At 59.4% G+C, this 20,503-nt stretch carries 13 protein-coding genes; 7 read left to right on the top strand and 6 right to left on the bottom strand.

Annotated features, from left to right (window positions below):
- Positions 1-117: 117 nt before the first annotated feature.
- From ABIB60_RS15710 to ABIB60_RS15680, 7 genes are all read left to right on the top strand, one after another.
- A complete protein-coding gene (locus ABIB60_RS15710; RefSeq protein ID WP_354581200.1) occupies positions 118-1,992 on the top strand; it encodes a cellulase family glycosylhydrolase in 1,875 nt (624 codons plus the stop codon).
- A gap of 37 nt (positions 1,993-2,029) precedes the next feature.
- Positions 2,030-4,033 (top strand): 7TM diverse intracellular signaling domain-containing protein, encoded by a 2,004-nt coding sequence (locus ABIB60_RS15705; RefSeq protein ID WP_354581198.1) that lies wholly within the window; start codon positions 2,030-2,032, stop codon positions 4,031-4,033.
- 670 nt (positions 4,034-4,703) lie between these two features.
- The gene (locus ABIB60_RS15700) at positions 4,704-7,865 is read left to right on the top strand and encodes a SusC/RagA family TonB-linked outer membrane protein (RefSeq protein WP_354581197.1); all 3,162 of its coding nucleotides are present in this window, start codon (positions 4,704-4,706) and stop codon (positions 7,863-7,865) included.
- A 24-nt stretch (positions 7,866-7,889) separates the two neighbouring features.
- Positions 7,890-9,383: a RagB/SusD family nutrient uptake outer membrane protein gene (locus ABIB60_RS15695; protein ID WP_315997489.1), complete on the top strand. Its 1,494-nt coding sequence runs from the start codon at positions 7,890-7,892 to the stop codon at positions 9,381-9,383.
- A 107-nt stretch (positions 9,384-9,490) separates the two neighbouring features.
- Positions 9,491-10,753: a PKD domain-containing protein gene (locus ABIB60_RS15690; RefSeq protein ID WP_354581196.1), complete on the top strand. Its 1,263-nt coding sequence runs from the start codon at positions 9,491-9,493 to the stop codon at positions 10,751-10,753.
- 117 nt (positions 10,754-10,870) lie between these two features.
- Positions 10,871-11,737 (top strand): glycoside hydrolase family 16 protein, encoded by an 867-nt coding sequence (locus tag ABIB60_RS15685; RefSeq protein ID WP_354581195.1) that lies wholly within the window; start codon positions 10,871-10,873, stop codon positions 11,735-11,737.
- A gap of 368 nt (positions 11,738-12,105) precedes the next feature.
- The gene (locus tag ABIB60_RS15680; protein WP_354581193.1) at positions 12,106-12,240 is read left to right on the top strand and encodes a hypothetical protein; all 135 of its coding nucleotides are present in this window, start codon (positions 12,106-12,108) and stop codon (positions 12,238-12,240) included.
- Between the two features lie 172 nt (positions 12,241-12,412).
- Here ABIB60_RS15680 and ABIB60_RS15675 read toward each other — a convergent pair whose 3' ends face one another.
- The 6 genes from ABIB60_RS15675 to ABIB60_RS15650 all read right to left on the bottom strand — a co-directional run bounded on the left by ABIB60_RS15675 (position 12,413) and on the right by ABIB60_RS15650 (position 20,461).
- Entirely contained in the window at positions 12,413-13,603 is a 1,191-nt protein-coding gene (locus tag ABIB60_RS15675; protein WP_354581191.1) for a class I SAM-dependent rRNA methyltransferase, read from the bottom strand.
- Positions 13,604-13,668: 65 nt separating this feature from the next.
- On the bottom strand, positions 13,669-14,205 hold the full coding sequence (locus ABIB60_RS15670; RefSeq protein ID WP_354581190.1) for a hypothetical protein: 537 nt from the start codon (positions 14,203-14,205) through the stop codon (positions 13,669-13,671).
- A gap of 96 nt (positions 14,206-14,301) precedes the next feature.
- On the bottom strand, positions 14,302-14,754 hold the full coding sequence (locus ABIB60_RS15665) for an SRPBCC family protein (protein ID WP_354581188.1): 453 nt from the start codon (positions 14,752-14,754) through the stop codon (positions 14,302-14,304).
- Between the two features lie 282 nt (positions 14,755-15,036).
- The gene (locus ABIB60_RS15660) at positions 15,037-18,003 is read right to left on the bottom strand and encodes a DEAD/DEAH box helicase (RefSeq protein ID WP_354581187.1); all 2,967 of its coding nucleotides are present in this window, start codon (positions 18,001-18,003) and stop codon (positions 15,037-15,039) included.
- 325 nt (positions 18,004-18,328) lie between these two features.
- Complete coding sequence (locus ABIB60_RS15655) at positions 18,329-19,558, bottom strand: FtsX-like permease family protein (RefSeq protein WP_315999592.1); 1,230 nt, start codon at positions 19,556-19,558, stop codon at positions 18,329-18,331.
- A gap of 93 nt (positions 19,559-19,651) precedes the next feature.
- A complete protein-coding gene (locus ABIB60_RS15650; RefSeq protein ID WP_315999593.1) occupies positions 19,652-20,461 on the bottom strand; it encodes a class I SAM-dependent methyltransferase in 810 nt (269 codons plus the stop codon).
- Positions 20,462-20,503 lie beyond the last annotated feature (42 nt).

Here is a 20,503-nt window from a genome sequence, read left to right as displayed (position 1 = left end):
GGGCCGGCCCCATCTGCCACAATACTACACGAGTGAGAAAAAGCGGAAACGGGGCGGAGCTTCTCCGCCCTGTTTTTTTCTCCTCGCCTCTGCCTTCTCCCACCCAATTGTTGTGCTATGATTTGCCAAAACCGGCTGCTACCGGGCCCACGCAAAGCGTCTTTTCTCTCCGGTTACCTGGGGTTACTGCTAGGGGCCCTGCTGGCAACTACCAGCCCCGCCAGCGGCCAGCGCCTCAGCCCCCTGCACGCCGCCGGCCCCAAAACCGTGGATGCCACTGGCCGCGAAGTAGTGCTGCGGGGTTACAACGTGGGCGGTTGGCTACTCCAGGAAAGCTACATTTTGGGTACCGATACGCTCAACAGCCAGTGGCGCATCAAGCAGGCCCTGCTGCGCACTATGCCGGAGGCGGAGGTAGAGAAGTTCTACCGCCAGTACCGCCAGCAGTTTATCACCAAGGCCGACATTGACTTTTTGGCCCGGCAGGGCTTTAACTGCGTACGGCTGCCCCTGCACTACGACCTATTTTTGACGCCCGAGCAGCGCCATGCCCGCACCGAGGTAATCCGGGACCCCCAAAACCCGCAGAAGCTAACTGCCTACGTGCAGCAGCTCAGCCAGTGGTACGACGAAGGCCAATTGTTTGCGAAACCCCGTAAGCTGGACGGCATCCGGTTTATTGACGAGGTGGTAAAATGGTGCGCGGCCAACAAGATGTACGTAGTGCTGGACCTGCACGCGGCCCCCGGCGGCCAGGGTACCGACCGCAACATCAACGACAATTTCCTGCCCCTCGACCTTTGGAAGCGCCACGATGCCAAAGGCCGCCTGATTTACCAGGACATAACCGTGCGCCTCTGGGAAATGCTGGCCGACCGGTACCGCAACGAGCCGGCCATTGCCATGTACGACCTCATCAATGAGCCCCACAACCTGAACGTGGCCAATGGCCTGACGGCCGACAACCAAGAGCTTAATACCCTGTATTCCCGGCTGATTGACGCCGTGCGCGCCCGCAACGACCAGCACCTGCTGATGGTAGAGGGCAACGGCTACGGCAACGAGTACACCAACCTCACCCCCGACAAGCTGAAGGTGAAGAGCACGGCCAACCTGGTGTATAACGCCCACCGCTACTGGTGCCCTAATACCGCCGAGGCCGCCGACCCCAACCCCAACCAAATCAACCTGCTCAGCAACCTCATCGCCTTCCGCGACAAATGGCAGGTACCGGTGTGGGTGGGCGAAACCGGCGAAAACTCCAACGAGTGGTTTGCCGCCGCCGTGCAGGGCCTCAACGACCGGGGCATTGGCTGGGGCCACTGGAACATCAAGCGGGTTGACTCCGGGGCGGGTTTGCTGCGCATAGCGCCCTACGGCAGCATCTTGACCCCCCAGGGCCGGGCCGCGCTGCTGCGCAACGCCCAGTTTGCTAACTGCCAGATTAACCGCGACGTAGCGGCCGCCCTCACTCAACCCGCCGCCCGCCAGGCGTTTGCTCAACTGACCATTCCCGGTACTATTGCGGCTACCGACTACGACCTGGGCCGCGACGGCGTGGCCTACCACGACGACTTTTCGGCCCGCACTGATTACCGCGACTATACTCCCCACAACCAAGGGGGCGCGTACCGCAACGACGGCGTGGATATTATTAAGAGCCCCGACATGCCCAATGGCTTTGCCGTGCAGCAACTAGCTACCGGTGAATGGCTTACCTATACCGTATCAGTAGCCACGCCGGGCGCTTACAAGGTAGAGTTGCGCCTGCACCCAGGGGCTGAGGCCGGGCGCTTAAGCCTGCAAATGGACAGCTTACCGGTAGGAACTGCCACCGTACCGGCTGGTGCCGCCTGGACAACGGTGACCTTGAACACCCCTGCTTTACCAGCCGGCCAACACACCTTGCGCGTGCTGGTAGAAGCGCCGGTGCAGCAGTTGGGCTGGCTGCGTTTTGAGCCAACTGCCACCACGGCCCGCACCAGTGAGTGATTAAACACTGCTAGCTTTTTGTACTTTAGAAGCTGCTATGAAACCCGTAACCCCTCAATTCCCACTGCGTCGGGCTACCTGGTTCTCTTTCCTGACGCTGAGCAGCCTGTTACTGCTGACCTTCCTTTGCGCGCCCCTGGCCCTGGCTCGCCCCGGCGATACGCTACGGGTGCAGCCAGCCCTGGAGGAGCTGTTTGTGGACCCCGCTTTCTACAGTATTCTGGAAGACTCCACCGGCCGGCTCACCCTTGATGAGGTGCGCCAGCCCCAGCGGGCCAGCCAGTTTCAGGCGGGTAACCGGCTGCCTACCACCACCATGGAGCACCCGGGCTCGGCTTACTGGATGCGCCTGATTATCCGGGCCGAGGGCGAGCTAAGTCAGCACTGGTACCTGGAAATGTTCGACTCCCACCTGAACAGCGTGGAGTTTTTCCCGGCCAATGGTGCCGTGCCCACCGTCACCGGCTCCGACCTGCCCCTGCTCACCCGTAAATTTCCGTACAAGAATTTCCTGTTCCGGCTGCCCCTGCAGGCCAACCAAACCCACACCTACTACCTGCGGCTGCAGTCCAGCTCCAAAACCACTTTTCTCAGCCGCCTGCGCACCGAGCAGCCCCTGGCCGTTCATTTTCAGAATGAATACGGCCTGTTGGGGGGGTTCTATGGGATTCTGCTGATTATGGTGGTGTACAACCTCTGCTTGTACCTCTTTATTGGTGAGCAAACCTACCTGCGCTACGTGCTGTACGTGTTGAGCTGCAGCCTGGTGTTCCTCTCCGAAGATGGCCTGGGTTTTCAGTACATCTGGCCCGATTATCCGGCCCTGAATGAGCTGATTATTGCCGGCTCTCCCATCCTCTTACTGCTCACTTTCAGCTACTACGCCCGCCAGTTTCTGGATATGCCCCAGCGCCTGCCCCACTTTGACAAGTGGGTGCGGGGCGTGGTAATCCTGAGCGTGGTAGGCTTGGTTATTGATGCGCTGTGGCTGAACTCGGGCTGGGGATTTTGGTTTTATCTGCTGCCCTACGGTCTCATTTACTACGCCGCCGTGCGGGTGTGGCGGCAGGGCCAACGGGCGGCCCGCTTCTTTTTGCTGGCCCACGCGCTGGTGGCCATTAGTGTATGCTTCCTGATTCTGCGTAAGCTGGGCATCAGCACCTTCACTAGCACGGCCACGGTGTACAGTATGAACGTGGCCTTCGTGATTGAAGTGGTAGTGCTGTCGTACGCTTTGGGCGAGAAAATCAAGGCGATTAAGGATGCCACCATCCGCGCCCAGGACAAGCTGGTGAAGCAGCTGCGCAAAAAGCACACGGTACAGCAGCAGCTGGTGGAGCAGCTCCAGCACAACCAGGACCTCAAAGATCAGTTGAACAGTGAACTGGAAAACCTGGTAGCCCAGCGCACCGACGAGCTGCGCCAGCAGAGCGACACCATTGCGGCCCAGAACCGGGAGCTGCTGCAGGCCAACGGCTTGCTGGCCTTGCAGTCGGCGGCCATTGAGAAGCTGAACACGGAGCTGCAACACGATCTGCAGGAAGTGAAAACAGCCCGCGTACTATCCAAGGAGGTAGATTTTGGGGAATTCAGCCAGATTTATCCCGATAAGGATGCCTGCCTCGCCTACCTGGCCAATCTAAAGTGGGCTGAGGGCTACCACTGCCGCAAGTGCGGCCACGAGAAATACTGTGACGGCCGGGAGCCCCATTCCCGCCGCTGCACTAAGTGCCGCTACGTGGAGTCGGCCACGGCTTACACGTTGCTTCAGAAGTGCAAGTTCTCCATCATCAAGGCCTTCTACGCGGTATTTCTGATTTACACGCACAAGGGTAACTACTCTTCCCAGGAGCTTTCCCGCCTGCTCGATTTACGGCAGGGCACTTGCTGGAGCTTCAGCCAGAAAGTGCTGGAAGCCATGCGCCGCCGCCGCCACGCCCCCGACTTCGACGAGAACGAAGGCTGGACTCATGTGCTGCTTGACGCCACTGCCGCGGAGGTGGAGGAAGGTGTGGGCGCCGAAGCCACCACGCAGGCATAACAACTAGCAACCGGGCTTTACGCTTCAACTGGGGCGGCATCCTTACGTGAGGGTGCCGCCCCGGTTTTTTTGTAACTCCCTGATTATCGACACTGTCGAGCTTTATAACAGGTATGGTCCAGCTGGGTAGCACCCAACTATTGGGGAGCATCAGCCATAATTCGACTACGACTCGGCGGCTGGCTGCAATGAGTAGGTAAGTGGACACTTATCCGGGGTTTGGGCGCAAAAAAACTTGCCCGAATGCGTCCCTTTTTCGATTGTTTTTTACGTGCTGCTACTTCAGCAGTCAAAGGCCCAAACTAACCAGCGGGGGCCGTAAGTGCGGCAAAGCACGTGTGCAGTAAGTGTATAAGTCACGTGTGAAGTAAGCTCAAAAACCGCTATTCTGGCTTATATAGGGGGTTTTTACTGTTGCTTTTCCCAAACAAGGGCGGATATATTTGGGGGTTGCCCTACACCTCTGTCCCTGGTTGAGCCCGGCATTCCTCTTGCTAGCCGGGCAGTAGCACACCACTCAGCACTGCAGCTTCGCCTCAAGGCAACCTTTGCTGCCAGCACTAATTCACAGACCACACTTGCTTCCCGGTAGCTGCATCACCCCAAGATGCTGCGGTATTCTTCCCCACATTTTTTACCTGCTTTTACTTCCCTCAATTCCCACACATCCATGAACCAACACCTTTACACGCAGGCGTTGCGCCGGGCAATGTGGCTGGCGGCCTGTGGCTTGTCGGCCGCTCCCGCGTTAGCCACTCCGGTTACCCACCTAGAAGCTGCCCCCCACCTGGCTACCGCTCGGGCCGATGTGCCCGTATCGGGCCGGGTAACGCAGGCCAATGGCGACCCGCTCCCAGGCGTTACTATTATTGTGAAGGGCACTACCCTGGGCACTACCACGGATGCTGACGGCCGCTTCAGCCTAAACGCCCCGGATAACTCTACCCTGGTAATCAGCTACGTAGGCTTTACGCGCCGGGAGGTACCCGTTACAGGGGCATCTTCGGCCTTCAATGTAACCCTGGCCGAAGATACCCGCGCCCTGAGCGAGGTAGTGGTAGTAGGCTACGGCACCCAGGAGCGCGGCAGCGTAACGGGGGCCGTATCATCGGTATCGGCGCGGGAAATTGCCTCCCAGCCCGTGGCCGATGCTACCCAAGCCCTACAGGGCCGGGCAGCGGGCGTTACGGTAACCTCCAACGGCGGGGCCCCGGGTGGGGCCGCTGGTACCTCGGTGCGGGTACGCGGCATTACGTCGGCGGGCAACAACAACCCCCTGTACGTGGTGGATGGCTTTCCGCTGCCGGATGGCGGGGAAAACCAGCTGAATGCCATCAGCCCTAACGACATTGAAACCATTGACATTCTGAAGGACGCCTCGGCCACGGCTATCTACGGGGTGCGGGCGGCCAACGGGGTAGTCATCATCACCACCAAGCGTGGCAAGGCCGGCACTTCCACCCTCAATCTGGACGTTTACCGCGGGGTGCAGCAGGTGTGGCGCAAGCTCGATTTGTTGAACGCAGAGGAGTACGCCGTTATCAACAACGAAAACCGCCTGGCCGGCAACTCCCCTATTGTGGTGGACCGCCTGCGCAACCCCCAAGCCTTGGGCGAAGGCACTGACTGGCAGGATGAAGTATTCCGCCGGGCCGCCATCCAGAACTACGCGCTGTCGGCCACGGGCGGCAGCGACAAGGCCCGGTTTGCCGTGTCGGGGAGCTACTTCCAGCAAGACGGCACCATTATGGGCTCCGATTTCGAGCGTTTCACGTTGCGGGCCAACGGCGACGTGCAGGTAAACAAAGTGCTCAAGCTGGGTAACAGCATCTCCCTGACTCACCTAAGCGACCGGCAGATTACCTCCAACAGCGGCGAGTACGGCACCGTACAGCAGACGCTGCGCATGCCGGCCATTCTGCCCGTGTACCGCCCCGACGGCTACTACTATGAGCCCCGCGGTCTGCAGGATAACTTTGTGGAGGAGAACCCGCTGGCCTCGGCCACCATTGCCAACCAGCGCTTTACCCGCAACCGCGCCCTTACTACCGTGTTTGCCGAGTTGGAGCCGGTTAAGGGCTTGCGTTTCCGCACTAACGTAGGGGCCGACTTCATCTTCGACAACTTCCGCGCCTTCCGGCCCGGGGTACCGGAGTTGGTAGTGAATCGCCCGGACGGCACCACGGAAACGTACTCTACCCGCTACACCCAGGCCACGGCCGGCGGCACGGCCACGTCTTCGTACGCGCCCAGCTACCTGATTGAAAATACGCTGACCTTCGACCGCCTGTTTGCCGATAAGCACCAGGTAACGGTGCTGCTGGGTCAGTCGGCGCAGGAGTTCAACTACAGCAACGTGGAGGCCTACCGCACCGGCTACGCCCGCAACGATTTGCAGGTAATCAACTCCGGCCCCATCAACACCCAGATTGCCAACGCCGGCACCATTAACCCGCCCTCCCGCCTGGCCAGCTACTTTGGCCGCGTGAACTACGAGTTTGCTGGTAAGTACCTGTTCCAGGCCATTGCCCGCTACGACGGCTCCAGCAGCTTCCCTCCCGGTGATAAGTTCGGCTTCTTCCCCGGTGTTTCGGCCGGCTGGCGCATTTCGGAGGAGGACTTCTTGAAGGGCAACAGCGTCATCAGTAACCTGAAGCTGCGCGTGGGCTACGGCAAAGTGGGTAACCCCAACAACGCCGGCCGCTTCGCCTACCTCTACGCCATCAACTCGGGCATCCGCTACCCGCTGGGCCCCAACGGTACCCTGCAGCCCGGCGCTGCCCCCACCCGCCAGGCCAACCCCGACCTGCGCTGGGAAACTAACAACCAGACCAACGTTGGTATTGACCTGGGCTTCCTGGACAACCGCTTCGAGGCTACCATTGACCTCTACAACCGGAACTCCCCGAACCTGATTGCCCCCGTGCCCGTGTCGCTAGTGTCGGGTACCTACGAGTCGGTGAACCGTAACGCGGCCTCCGCCTACAACCGGGGCATCGACTTCTCCTTCACGTCCCGGAACGTGCAAGGCAGCGGCAGCGCCCTCAACTGGACCACCACCCTGAACGTGTCGGCCTTTAAAACTGAGCTGGAGTCGTTAGGGGTTGGACAGCCCTACAACGGTCTGGGCGCGCTCAGCGGCACTATTGTGCGCTACGATGAGGGCCAGCCCTTCGGCTCTTTCTTCGGGTTTGTGGCCGATGGCCTGTTCCAGACGCCGGAAGATGTGCGCAACCACGCCACCCAAAACAACGCCGCCCCCGGCGACATCCGCTTCAAGGACCTGAACGGCGACGGTATTATCAACGCCGACGACCGGACGTTTATCGGTAACCCCAACCCCGATTTCATTTACGGCCTGAACAACACGCTGACCTGGAAGGGCTTTGACCTGAACATCTTTGTGCAGGGCTCCCAGGGCAACGACATCTACAACCAGAACCGCTACATCCTGGAAAGCCCGCTGTACGGCAACAGCAGCGGCAGCACCCGGGTACTGAAGCGCTGGACGGGCCCCGGCACCAGCAACGACGTGCCCCGGGCCGTGGGCGGCGACAACGCCGACCCCAACCAGAACCTGCGCGTGTCGAGCTACTTCGTGGAGGATGGCTCCTACCTACGCGTGAAAACCCTCACGCTGGGCTATGCCCTGCCCAAGAGCCTGCAGGAGCGCATTGCGGCCAAACAGCTGCGCGTGTATGTAACGGCCCAAAACCTGGTAACCCTGACCAAGTACAGCGGCTACGACCCCGAGGTGGGTTCCCGTGGGGTTGACCTGGGGGTATACCCGCAGCCGCGCGTGTTCCTGGCCGGCATCAACATTGGTTTTTAATCCCACCCCAACTGCTTTCTGATCATGCTACCCCTACATAAATACAAAGTAACCACCGGCGCCTGGCTGCTCACGCTGGGCCTGCTGGGCGGGTGCGGCGAAAAATTTCTGGAAGAAGCCCCCACCGACCAGGTAACCGACGCCAACTTCTACCGCACCGCCACCGACGCTATTCAGGCCACCACGGCTATTTACGGCGAGCTGATTACGGCCGGCCAGTACAACGCTGCCCTCTGGGGCATCGGTGATATTGGCTCCGATATTTCTACTACCGGCGGCGGCGGCGGCGGTGATGGTATTGAGTACCAGCAGCTGGATTTCTACAACATCCCCACCACCAACCCCGTGGTAAACCGCCTGTGGGGCAGCTGCTACGTGGGTATTGGCCGGGCCAACATTGTGCTGCAGAAGGTACCCGCCATGAGCATCGACGCGGCTATTCAGAAGCGTTGCATCGGCGAGGCGCAGTTCCTGCGGGCCAAGTACTACTTTGACTTGGTGCGGGTGTACGGCGACGTGCCCCTGCTAACCACCCCGCCTACCACCCTGGCCGAGGTGAATATTCCGCGCACGGCCGCGGCGCAGGTGTACGCTCAGATTGAGAAAGATCTGACTGACGCCATCGGTAACCTCCCCCCCTCCCATAGCGGCGACGATATTGGCCGGGCTACCAAGTGGTCGGCCACGGCGCTGCTGGCTAAGGTGTATCTCACCGAGGGTAAAATGGGGGAGGCTGCTACCCGCGCCCGGGAGGTTATCAATGGCAGCGGCAAGGTACTATGGGACAGCTACGCCGATAACTTCAAGGTAGCCAACGAGAACGGCAAGGAGTCGTTGTTTGAGGCGCAGTTTATCTCGGGCCGCAACCAGTGGACCCAGGATGGCCCCGGTTTCAGCGGCAACGAGTTCTTCGGGCCCCGCGGCCAAGGCGTAGTGCCCCAGGGCGGTTACGGGTTCAACATTCCGGAGGCTGATTTTGTGGCGGGCTACGAGGCCGGCGACCTGCGCCGCGACGCCACCATTTGGAAGCCCGGCGACGTGTACCCCGACGGCCGTACGCAACCCGCCTCCCTACCCGGCTCACCCAACGGCTACGGCGTGAAGAAGTGGTTTGTAGGCAAAACGAACACCAACATCTGGGACTCGGAGCTCAACATTCCGGTAATGCGCCTGGCCGAGGTCTACCTGATTCTGGCCGAGGCCGCCGGCCCTTCCACGGAGGGGTTTGAAGCCCTCAACAAAGTGCGCCGCCGCGCCTTCGGAAAGCCCATCAACAGCACCAGCAGCAACGACCTGTCGGGCCTGAGCGGCGACGCCTACAAGCAGGCCATCTGGCGGGAGCGGAAGTACGAGCTGGCCTTCGAAAACGACCGGTGGTTTGACATGAAGCGGACCGGTGAGCTACTCACTTCAACCCAGCTGAAGGCCAAGGGCATTAAGTCCTTCAACGTGGTGCTGCCCATTCCGCAGTCGGAGCTGGACGTGAACCCCGGCTTGCGCCAGAACACTGGTTATTAACCCTTTGCTGATGGATAGTATCCGGAATGCCGCTGCCGCTTTGCTTGAACTTCGGGCGGCGGCATTCCAGCCGTCAACTTCCCACCTTATTCCCACGCCAACTTCTCATGCATTATATTACTCGCCTTGCGGCTTTGGGCCTACTGCTTGCGCCCTTGCTGCTGTCTTCCTGCGAAAAGGAAGATGATGACGCCAAACTGGAGGGAGCCGTACCCACCTCCAGCTTCAGCTACCAACTCAATACCACGCAGTACCCGGTAGCCGTAACCTTCACCAGCACCGGCCAGGACGGGTTCCTCTACCAGTGGAACTTCGGCGACAACTCCCGCGGCTCGGGCACCCCTATCACCCACACCTACACGCAGCCGGGCACCTATGCTGTGGAGCTGATTACGGCGGGCCGGGGCGGCACCGGCATTTCTGACAAGCAGAACGTGGTAATTCCCGACGTGTGCACCAATGCGGGCTTTAGCAAGCTGGTAAACTGTGCCGGTAGCGGTACCCGCGTGTGGTCCTTCTCCACCGAGCCGGGCGCCATTGTACGGGAGTCGGCTTCGGGGGCAGTGCTTTCCACCTCGGCGGTGCTGCCTAACTGCCAGCTCGACGACCAGTTCTCCTTCAGCAACAGCTACACTACCGCCTACGAAAGCGGCGGCCAGACCTTCCAGAACGGCGCCTGCGGCACGTCCCTAAACCGGGGCGGGGGCTTCGTGTTCCGTCCGGTAGCGGGTGGCCTGGGCCAGATTGTGCTCCAGGGTAAGGGCGGCTTCATTGGCCTGCCCGACTCGGTATCCAATAAAACCTACGACATTCTGGAGGCTACCGACACCAAGCTGCGCCTGCGGGGCACCAATCCCGATGGTACCCGCACGGTGGTAACCCTGATGCCCTTTGATGCCACGGCCCCCTATAAGCGTCTGCTGACGGGCACCACGTCCAAGGTATGGATGCTGGACAACAAGGCCGATGCCCCCATTACAGTAGGCACTGAGGCTGAGCCCCTAAAATACTTCGCGGGCGTAAAGGCCGGGGAATTGCCCGCCTGCCAGTCCGACGATGAGTACACCTTCTCGATGAACGACCAGTTCACCTACGACTCCAAAGGCGAAACCTTCTTCGCCAACAAGAAGGACTACACCTGCCAGCCCGGCCTGTCCACCACGTCGGGGTACGTGTTCGGGCCGGCTTCCGGCACTGGCCTAGCCCAGTTCACGCTCACGAAGGCCGATGCCTTTATCGGAGCCACGGATGCCTCGCCCACGGAGCGGGTATACCGCATTCTGAGCATCGACGCCAATAAGATGACGTTGCGCGCCGGCAGCGGCCAGAACGGCGGCACAGTATTTACCATCAAGATGGTGGCCAAGTAGGCGCCACTACTGAGGTTTCTTTCCGGCGAGCCGGCCAGTGCGATGCGCTGGCCGGCTTTGCCAGTGCCAGGGGTCCTGTATCGGGCACCTTTAGCCTTCTTTCTGCCTTTCCCACTTATGTCATACGTGCCCTCTACCACCCCGCCCCTGCTGGCCGCCGCCCTGGCCCTGAGCCTACTGGCCTGCACCGAAACCAAAACCAAGAATATTCCGCAGCCTACCCCCACGCCACCGGCCGCTCCGGTTGTGAACGAGAGTGCCCGCGAATACAACCAGTACACGGAGCTGGTGTGGAGCGACGAGTTTGAAACTGGCGCCCTCGACCAGACCAAATGGACCCAGGAGCTGGGAGCCGGGGGCTGGGGCAACAACGAGCTGCAAACCTATACCAACACCAACGATAACACGTACATGAGCGGGGGCAACCTCGTGATTCAGGCCAAGCAAACCGGGCCTAACTCCTACACCTCGGCCCGCCTGATTACCAAGGGCAAGAAAAGTTTTCAGTACGGCCGCATTGATGTGCGGGCCAAGCTTCCCAAGGGTAAGGGCATCTGGCCCGCTATCTGGATGCTCGGCGCCGACATTGACCAGAATAACTGGCCTAAGTGCGGCGAAATTGACATTATGGAGCTCCGCGGCAGCCAGCCCCGGGAGTTTTTGAGCACCATGCATTTCGGTAACAGTTCGGCCGACCACCGCTTCAAGGGTATTACCAAACCGGTACCATTTGATGTATCCACGGATTTCCACACTTATTCCGTAGTGCGTAGCAAAGATCTGCTCCGCTTCTACCTGGATGGGGAAATGCAGCCTTACTATCAGTTTACGGGCAGCGACGCCAGCCCCTTCCCCTTCAACAACCCCTTCTTCGTGATTCTAAACGTGGCCGTGGGTGGGCACTTCGATGGCAACCCTGATGCATCCACCACTTTCCCCCAGCAGATGCAGGTGGACTACGTGCGCTACTACCAATACAAGTAAGCTCACGTAGCAGCGCAGTTTGCGAGGCACCGCTACATTTTCTCCTTGGTTAATTATTGCTTCACCTGCCGGGCTACCAGCGCCGGGCAGGTACCTACCGGAGCCGGTTCACCAGTTAGGGGGGTGGGCCGGCTTTCGGCGTTTATGGGCAGCGTACAGAACCACTCTGGCTACGCTTCGGCCAGTATTTATATGGTCATTCTGCATAAATACCTGCGCCACCGAGACGTCCTCATGCGTAGCCACCGGAATGCCACGGCAGGCAAGCCGGCCGATTGAGTGATGTTCCAAACCTTCGGCCGACCCCAAAGATGCGCTCCGATATGCCGGAGAAGGCTATCTTTGAGCAGACCATAACCTTCTTTTGTATGTCGACCAAGTCCATCAAAGCCGAAACCAACCCGGCCGCTAAGCAGCCTGAAACCGCCCGTGAGGCCCTGCACCGTCGTGTAAAGCAAGCCCAGGAGCGTCGTCGCCAGAAGCTCAAGCACGTTAACCCCTAGTCTTCTTTGGGTCGCCTTTAGCTGAAAAGCCCCTTCTGCATGTGTAGAAGGGGCTTTTCAGCTAAAGATGGCCAGCAGTGGAATACGGCAAATTGCTCCTTGATTTAACGAGGGAAACGCTACTGATGCAGCAATGGCCTCCAGTTACAACCGCCTCCGCAACGGCAGAAGTTTACTCCACGGCCAGCACCAGCCCTTTCAGGTATTCGCCTTCGGGGTGGAACAGGCTCACGGGGTGGTCGGCGGGCTGGGTGAGGCGGTGCAGGATGCGGGCCGGGCGGCCGGCCTCAATGGCAGCGGCCAGTACCGCTCCTTCAAACAGCTCGGCCGATACTACCTGGGAGCAGCTGAAGGTGAATAGCAAGCCGCCGGGCGCAATCTGCCGGATGCCGGCCGCGTTCAGGCGCTTATAGCCCATCAGGGCGTTGTGGCGGGCCGAGAGGTGCTTGGCAAACGCCGGCGGGTCTAGCACGATGAGGTCGTACTGTTCCTGGCTGTTCTTCATGAAGCTGAACACGTCCTCGGCGTAGGCGGCGTGCTTGTTTTCCAGGCCGGTGAGGGTGGCGTTGCGCTCCGTAAGCTCAATGGCCCGCTTTGAGCTGTCCACGGAATGTACCAGCTCGGCCCCGGCTTGCAGGGCGTAGGAGCTGAAGCCCCCAGTATAGCAGAACGTGTTGAGCACCCGGCGGCCGGGCGCGTAGCGGGCCAGCAGGCTGCGGTTGTCGCGCTGGTCAATGAAAAACCCGGTTTTCTGGCCCGTTTCCCAATCCACGGCGAAGGGGTGGCCATTTTCGTGCACCACGTGCTCCTGCCCGGTGCTTCCCCCAAACAGGTAGCCATTTTGGGCGCCCGGGGCGGCTTTGGCCGGTACGGTTTCGGCGCTCTTGTCATAGATGGCGCGCAGGTCAGGAATTACCTGCTGCAGGGCCTCGGCAATGAGCGGGCGGGCTTTGTACATACCCGCGCTGTGGGCCTGCACCACGGCCGTGTCGCCGTACACGTCAATGATGAGGCCGGGTAGACCGTCGCCCTCAGCGTGGGTGAGGCGGTACACGTTGGTGTTGCCGGTGCCCGTGAGGCCCAGGCCCTGGCGCAGCTGGTAGGCGTTGCGCAGGCGGCTTTCCCAGAACGCCGCATCGGGCAGCTGGGCCGAGGGGCCAAAATCGAGCATGCGCACGGCAATGGAGCCGGGGGCGTAGTGGCCCACGCCCAGTACTTCCCCGTTGGCGGCCTGCACCTGCACTACTTCGCCTTCCACCACCTCGCCCTGCAGCCGGCCAATAGCCCCCGAAAATACCCACGGGTGCCGACGGCGCAGGGACTGGTCTTTTCCGGGTTTGAGGGTGATGACGGCGAGGGACATGGCAAGTGACGGGTGAAGTGGACTACAAAGGTAACTCAATCAGCTGCCCCCGCCACACCGCGCGGCTACGCAAACGGGTCGAGGTAAGCAATGAGTACCGCCAGAGCGGCCAGCCCGGCCAGCACTGCCCATACCGGCCCGCCCCAAATCAGCAGGCCAATGAGGCTGATGGGCAACACTACCAGTCCCAGCACGCCCAGCACCGTGGTACCCAAGCCTACTTCGGTGGTGTGCCGGGGCCCGGCCACCCGGTGCACCTGCTGTGCCGCCGACTTGCGGCCGGGGGTAGCCGTGGCCGCAAGGCGTGTTTGCACCTGGGCCACCGCTTGGCGCAGCTGCCGCTTCATTTGGGGCTTGGTATAGCTCTTTCTGGTAGCCGTTGGGAGCCCGGCTGCCACTGGTACTACCATCGTTGGGGCAGGCGTAGCAGCTTGGTTGGCGGCAGTATCGGCAGGAACCGGGCGCACCGCCACCGCACCCCCGGCGGGCTTGAACTGGTAGGCCGTTTGCGCACTGCGGCAACCGGCGGCCAGTGCCCCCGTGAACACCAGCAGGTAGGAAAACAACTTTAGGAAACGGCCAGAAGTAGAGGGAGCAGACATAAGCAAAACCAGAGGAATGGCAAGATACACGACTTGCCGGGGTGCTATACGGCTTCCGCCCGCTCACCGCTGCCCAAGCGGGGCTTTCCGGCACTTCTACTGCCCCGGTTGCCCGAACCAGCGGCGGTAAATGGGCCGCCGCCACGCAAACTGCGCCCACATGGCCGGCCACAGCAGCCGATCCAGCACCGCATTGCCGGCGGTGTATTCCAGATCCTCCACAATGTAGGTACCGCCGCCGGGCGCGGCCTGCAGCAGATGGCGGTGCCGCCAGTGGCGCAGCGGCGGCGGCAGCTGCTGGCCCTCATCCACGAAATAGTAGGTGCCATCGGGCGTCACGCCGTGGCCGGTGATGAGCGAGGTCCAGGGGTAGCGCAGTGGGCCAGCTCCCAATTCAATGTGCACCTCGTCGCCGCGGTGACAGCCATCAAACCGCCGCAGCCGAAACGGCGGAAACGGCGGGGCCAGGGCCAGAAACAGCTCTCGGGTAAAGCCCTGCCACACCTGGGCGGGCGCGGCAGCAACGTGCGTGCGGAGGTAGAGGTGCATACCCGGTTTAACCTCAACCAACGGCCCAGGGTTTTGCCGGAGCCGTGGCCCCCTACTTCGGCATAAACCAGTGCAGGTAGCCGCAATTGTCGCACGCGTAGCAGATGGCATGCGGGTCAGCCCAGTCGGAAGTGAACAGCCCGACGCGTTCCAGCTTCACCTCGTTGCGGTGAAAACCCTGGTGCCGACAGATGATGCAGTGCAGCGTATGATCTTTTATTTCTACCCGAACGGGTTTTGGCGCGTCAAATATTCCCATACAGGGTCACGTCGTATACTTCTCTAGCCTAGCAGCTCCTCGATATCCTCGCGGGTGAGGCTCTTGATAATGGCTTCGTCGGTGGTAATGAGGTCGGTGACGAGCTGGATTTTCTTGTTCTGCAGGGCCAGAATTTTCTCTTCCACCGTGTTCTGGGTGATGAACTTGTAGGTGAATACCGTGCGCTGCTGCCCGATGCGGTGGGCCCGGTCTACGGCCTGAGCCTCCACGGCAGGGTTCCACCAAGGGTCGAGGATGAACACGTAGTCGGCGGCGGTGAGGTTGAGGCCCACGCCGCCCGCTTTCAGGCTGATGAGGAACACGCGCAGGTCGTCTGTTTCCTGGAAGCGGGCCACTTCCTTGTGCCGGTCCCGGGTGTTGCCATCCAGGTAAGCATATTCAATCTGTCGCTCATCCAGGGCCGCCCGCACAATATCCAGGTGTTTAACAAACTGACTAAATACCAGCACCTTGTGCCCTTCCGACACTACATTTTTTATCATGCGTACCACCTCCCGCAGCTTGCCCGACTCATGCTCGTAGTCCTCGTGGGCCATGCGGGGGTGGTTGGCAATCTGGCGTAGCTTGGTGAGGCCCTGCAGCAGCATGAACTGGGTGCTGGCCGTGCCGTGCTCCTCCAGGCTCTGCAGAATCTTGTTGCGGTAGAAGCTCTTGGTTTCCTCGTAGCACTGCTGCTGCTCCTCCGTCATGGGGCAGTAGCTCAGGTTCTCAATTTTCTCGGGCAGCTCCTTGGCCACCTGCGCCTTATGCCGACGCAGGATGAACGGCTTGATAAGGGCGTGCAGGCGGCGCGTTTTCCCCTCGTCTTTGCCTTTTTCAATGGGCTTGAGAAACTCCTTGCGGAAGAATGCCTGAGTACCCAGCAGACCGGGGTTGATGAACGACATCTGCGACCATAAGTCCATGGTGCTGTTTTCTACCGGCGTACCCGTGAGGATGAGGCGGTGGCGGGAGTGCAGCCCCCGCACGGCCTGGGAGGTAGTGGAGCCCGGGTTCTTGATGGCCTGCGACTCGTCCAGAATCACGTAGTCGAACTTGTAGGTTTTGAGCAGCTCCGCGTCCAGGCGCACAATACCGTAGCTGGTCAGCACCACGTCGTAGTCGGCAAACTGCTCCACGTTTTTGTCGCGGTACGTGCCCGTGTAAATCAGCAGGCGCAGGGTGGGCGTAAACTTGAAGGCTTCCGTCATCCAGTTGTATACCAGGGAGGTAGGCATTACCAGCAGGGAAGCTGCTCCGCTGGTTGCCGCCGTTTCCTTGCGTTGCAGCAGCAGCGCCAGCGTCTGGATGGTTTTGCCCAGCCCCATATCGTCGGCCAAGCAGCCCCCAAACTGATACTCTTGCACAAAGTGCAGCCAGTTATACCCGGCTTTCTGGTAAGGTCGCAACTCGCCCCGGAAAGAGGCGGGCATGGGTCGGTCTTCCACGGTATCAAACTCGCGTAGCTTTTCCAGCTTGCGGCTCATCACCACCGTGGCCAGGTTACCGTTTTGTAGGTCCGATACCAGCGCTAGGTGGTGCTTGCGCAGGGTGAGGGTGTGGGCATGTTCCTCTGAAAAGGCGAATAACTCCAGATACTGTGAAAACCACTCCTCCGGGATGATGGCAATCTGTCCGTTGGGGAGCCGGAACTCGTGGCGCTTATTCAGGATGTAGGGCCGCAGCTTGATAAAGGGAATTTCAAACTCCCCAAAGGACACGGTGCCGTGCACATCAAACCAGTCGTTGGTTTCGGTAATGCCTACCTGCACCGTTATGGCCCCAATGAAATAATCTTTGCCCGAGCTACTTCCCTGCTGCACCGTAAAGCCCATGCGGGCCAGCTCATCGGCGTGGTGATGCAGCCAGCGGAAAGCGGTGGCTTTTTCCAGCACGGCCCGGCCATTGCGTACTTCCAGGGCGCGGTCGGCTAGCTCGGCAATGATTTCCTGCTCCCGGTCCAGGTTCCGGATGAGGCGGTGAAATATGTAATTGTCTTCCTTCTTTTCCAGCTTCACGCACACCCGCTTGTCGTGGGTAGTATGCACGGTATGGTCGCCGTAGCGGAAGCTCAGGTCGAAGTGAATATGGTCGGAAGGGGCATCGGCGGTGGCTACGGCCGTGGTTGTGGTGCTTCGTCGGGCTACAGCCGTGCGGGCAGCCGGCGCGGCCGTAGCCACCGTAACCCGGGGCGCATCCGAAAACGTGAGCTGGGGCCGGGCCACGTACCGCTCCGAGCGAATATCAAACCCACGGGCATGCACATCAAACGACTCCACTAGTGGCGCCACGAAGCGCTGAAAGTAGCTGTCCTCTACCTGCCGGGGAATTACAATGAATTTCTTGTTGAGAAAGGGCTTGATTTTTTTGCCGTCCACATCGTTGTGAAAATTGTGCAGCACGTCGCCCAGCAGCAGCCAGGCCGGATGCTCGCACACAATCACGGCGTTTTTGTACTGAAAATCGAGCTTCTGGCCCTGATACTGAATGGTGGGGAAATAATGGGTGCTTTCCTCGTTGCGCCGGAAATGGAACAGTACAGAAGCAGGTTCAGGTGCTACGCTGATTTCCCGCCAGGTTGGCTCCCCGTCTTTGCCCGTAATGAACACATACTTGCCCTGCAGCCGCGCCAGAATCTGGCCCATGCGGTCCTGCACGTAGTGGCAAATAGCCTCCTGCAGGTTTTTGTCGCCTTTATCGGCGTCGTAAATTTTTAAAAAGAAGTCGGCCGGAGTGGTTTTCTTCGACCAGAATTCCTTGATTACCGCGTCCTGCTGAATCTGGTCGGTGAGGGCAATCAGCTCAAAGTCCGTTTCGTCCAGGCCATCGGCAAATTCCGGCGCGTTCTTGGCCGAAACCGTCTGGTGCTGCAGGGTAAGCTGCCCGCGCTGGTTGCGCTGCACTACATACGACTCAAATAAATAGCCCAGATACTCGTGCTCGAGTAATGAATATACTATTTGAAATGGCTGTGAAGTTGAAACCTTCATAGTTGGTAACTAGAATGCAACGTTGAGGGTAATATCAGTTGCCAAATACCATATTTTCTACCAAAAAGTAAAATTTAATCCATGAATAATTACATTATCCAGTTCAACGGATAGAATTTACCCGTCGGATTACCCTTTACAGTCTACGAAGGTAACGGTCTTCCCTTTTTATAGTTATAGTTTCTTGTAAAGAAACAAGCCGAATCAGCCCCTTTTTTTACGGTCAATTCGGCTGCGCTACCAATTTGGGAAAACCCAGTGGTCCGTCGGCAGGAACAACGGAGCGGTTTCCCAAATACGGATTGAATTTCTTACGTGGAACGCGCTATAAATTCTCTCGCAAATCGAGGCTGGCAGCGTTCAGGGCAGGCCGGATGGATACGGCAATGGTAATGACGATAATGGCAACACCCGTGAGCACCACGTCGGAGAGCTGCATCTTAACCGGGTAAGAATCTACCACACTGGTGGCCATACCCATGCTCACGATGTGAAAGGTTTGCTGGAGCCAGCAAATACCCACGCCCAGCACCAGTCCGGTTACCGCGCCCACCTGGGCTACAATGGCTCCTTCCAGCAAAAACACATTCCGGATGGTACGGGAGCTAGCTCCCACGGCCATCAGCACGGCAATATCCTTGCGCTTATCAATCACCAGCATTGATAAGGAGAAGAAGATATTGATACTGGCAATGAGCAGGATAAAGGCGAAGGTGATGAATACAAACATCTTCTCCACCTTGATGGCCTTCAGCAGGGACACGTGCTGCTCGTCAGAGTCCAATACCTTGAAGCTGCTGCCGAGCTGCTTTTTCAGGGCATCCTTCACGTCGCCAATGTCGCGGCCGGGTTTGGCTTTCACCTCCAGGGCCGTGCGGCGGTTACCGTAGCGCAGCAGGTTTTGGGCAAACTCCAGGGGCACGAAAATGTAGCTGTCGTCGATGTGCTGCTCAATCAGGAACACGCCGCCGGCCAGAATATTCTGCTCGTTGAAGGCGGTTTCGGGGTTCATCGACAGCGTTTTGCGGCCCGTGTTACGCGGGTACAGCAAGTGCATGGGCGAAAACCGGTTGTCGAGGGTGATGCTGAGCTCGTGCTGCACGCCGGCACCTACCAGGGCGTAGTCCATGCCGTCGCGGTGCAGGCGGTGGCTGCCATCCACAATAGCCGAATCGATGTTGCTTTGCAGGTGGTAGTTATCCGAAACGCCTTTCATCTTCACCACCATTTGCCGGTCGTGGTACTGCAGCAGGGCGTTGTCCTCGATTACCTCCGTCACCAAGGCCACGCCGGGCGTGGCGCGCAGGGTAGCCAGCATGGGGGCTTGGAGCTCAAAGGATTTACCCTTGACGGCAGTAATAACCAGATCAGGGTCCGATTTGCCGTAGAGGCTGCGTACCAGATCCTCCAGCCCATTGAACACTGACAGCACAATAATCAGCGCCATCGTTCCCACGGCCACGCCCACCATGGAAATGTTGGAGATAATGCTGATAATGTTGCGCTTCTTCTTCGAGAGAAAATAACGCCGGGCAATGAGCAAAGGTACGTTCACGTGCGGGGCGCGGGGCGGAGCTAGTTAAAGGCTGCGTTTAGGAAATAGCAACGGGATAATCAGGAGCAAGATACGCCACTGAACGAAAAAGGTCTATTTCCAGGCTTTTACAATGAGGCCCGTACCCGATTCGTGCTTGGAGTTAGCATCGAACCAATTGAGCAGCAAGCAGAACGGGAAGGTAAGCAGATAGTAGAAAGGCAGCAACAGGAAAAACAGCCGCGACTTGCCCAGCATGAGAATGGGGTATTTCATGCTCAGGCGCCAGGAAACCTGGCCCGGCTCCCCATAGCTGTACTGGGCCTCAATGCGCTCAAAGCCGGCGGTGCGCAGCTTCTGCTGAATCTCGTGAATATTGTAGCCGTCCCGGACGTGCTCCTCAATGAAGCTGGTTTCGCCGTCGGAGTGTACATCGGAGCCGCCTTGGTCGGAGGGGGTAGAAATCAGCAGCATTCCACCGTCCTTGAGGGAGGCGTGAATGTTACGAAATACCTCCACGTCTTCCAGAATGTGCTCCATCACGTCCACCGACAACGCCAAATCAAAGGAATTGGGCTGCTGGTAGAGTACTAGGTCCTGCACGGCAAACTGGGCGTTGGTGCGGCCAATCTGGCGGAAGAAGCGGTTGGAGTCGGCTACTTGGTCGTCCTTTACATCCACGGCCAGAATCTGCCATTTGCGGCTCAGCCCCGACAGCCAGTAGGTGTACTGCCCGTAGCCGGAGCCGGCATCCAGGATGTTCAGGGCCTCCCCGGTTCGGCCCTTGGACCACTGCCGCAGCTCCCGGTGCACGTGCCAGGTACGCAGCAGCAGCAAATCGAGCAGATGATAAAATAGCTGGCGCAACCAGGGCGTCCGGTTGAACACTTCGCCGAGCGACTTTTTAATCGGGTCGTAGTACAAGGAGGTGAGGTGGTGAAATGGTGAAATGGTGAGTTGGCTGTG

It is taken from the genome of Hymenobacter sp. UYP22, from assembly GCF_040547285.1.
Lineage (GTDB): Bacteria > Bacteroidota > Bacteroidia > Cytophagales > Hymenobacteraceae > Hymenobacter.
This window is presented reverse-complemented; position numbering and strand designations above follow the sequence as displayed.

Bases quoted from the DNA above. Each gene is read 5' to 3' on its own strand.
- ABIB60_RS15710 (WP_354581200.1), top strand. From the start codon at position 118: ATGATTTGCCAAAACCGGCTGCTACCGGGCCCACGCAAAGCGTCTTTT.
- ABIB60_RS15700 (WP_354581197.1), top strand. From the start codon at position 4,704: ATGAACCAACACCTTTACACGCAGGCGTTGCGCCGGGCAATGTGGCTG.
- ABIB60_RS15685 (WP_354581195.1), top strand. From the start codon at position 10,871: ATGTCATACGTGCCCTCTACCACCCCGCCCCTGCTGGCCGCCGCCCTG.
- ABIB60_RS15670 (WP_354581190.1), bottom strand. From the start codon at position 14,205: ATGTCTGCTCCCTCTACTTCTGGCCGTTTCCTAAAGTTGTTTTCCTAC.
- ABIB60_RS15680 (WP_354581193.1), top strand. From the start codon at position 12,106: ATGTCGACCAAGTCCATCAAAGCCGAAACCAACCCGGCCGCTAAGCAG.
- ABIB60_RS15665 (WP_354581188.1), bottom strand. From the start codon at position 14,754: ATGCACCTCTACCTCCGCACGCACGTTGCTGCCGCGCCCGCCCAGGTG.
- ABIB60_RS15690 (WP_354581196.1), top strand. From the start codon at position 9,491: ATGCATTATATTACTCGCCTTGCGGCTTTGGGCCTACTGCTTGCGCCC.
- ABIB60_RS15705 (WP_354581198.1), top strand. From the start codon at position 2,030: ATGAAACCCGTAACCCCTCAATTCCCACTGCGTCGGGCTACCTGGTTC.
- ABIB60_RS15695 (WP_315997489.1), top strand. From the start codon at position 7,890: ATGCTACCCCTACATAAATACAAAGTAACCACCGGCGCCTGGCTGCTC.
- ABIB60_RS15660 (WP_354581187.1), bottom strand. From the start codon at position 18,003: ATGAAGGTTTCAACTTCACAGCCATTTCAAATAGTATATTCATTACTC.
- ABIB60_RS15675 (WP_354581191.1), bottom strand. From the start codon at position 13,603: ATGTCCCTCGCCGTCATCACCCTCAAACCCGGAAAAGACCAGTCCCTG.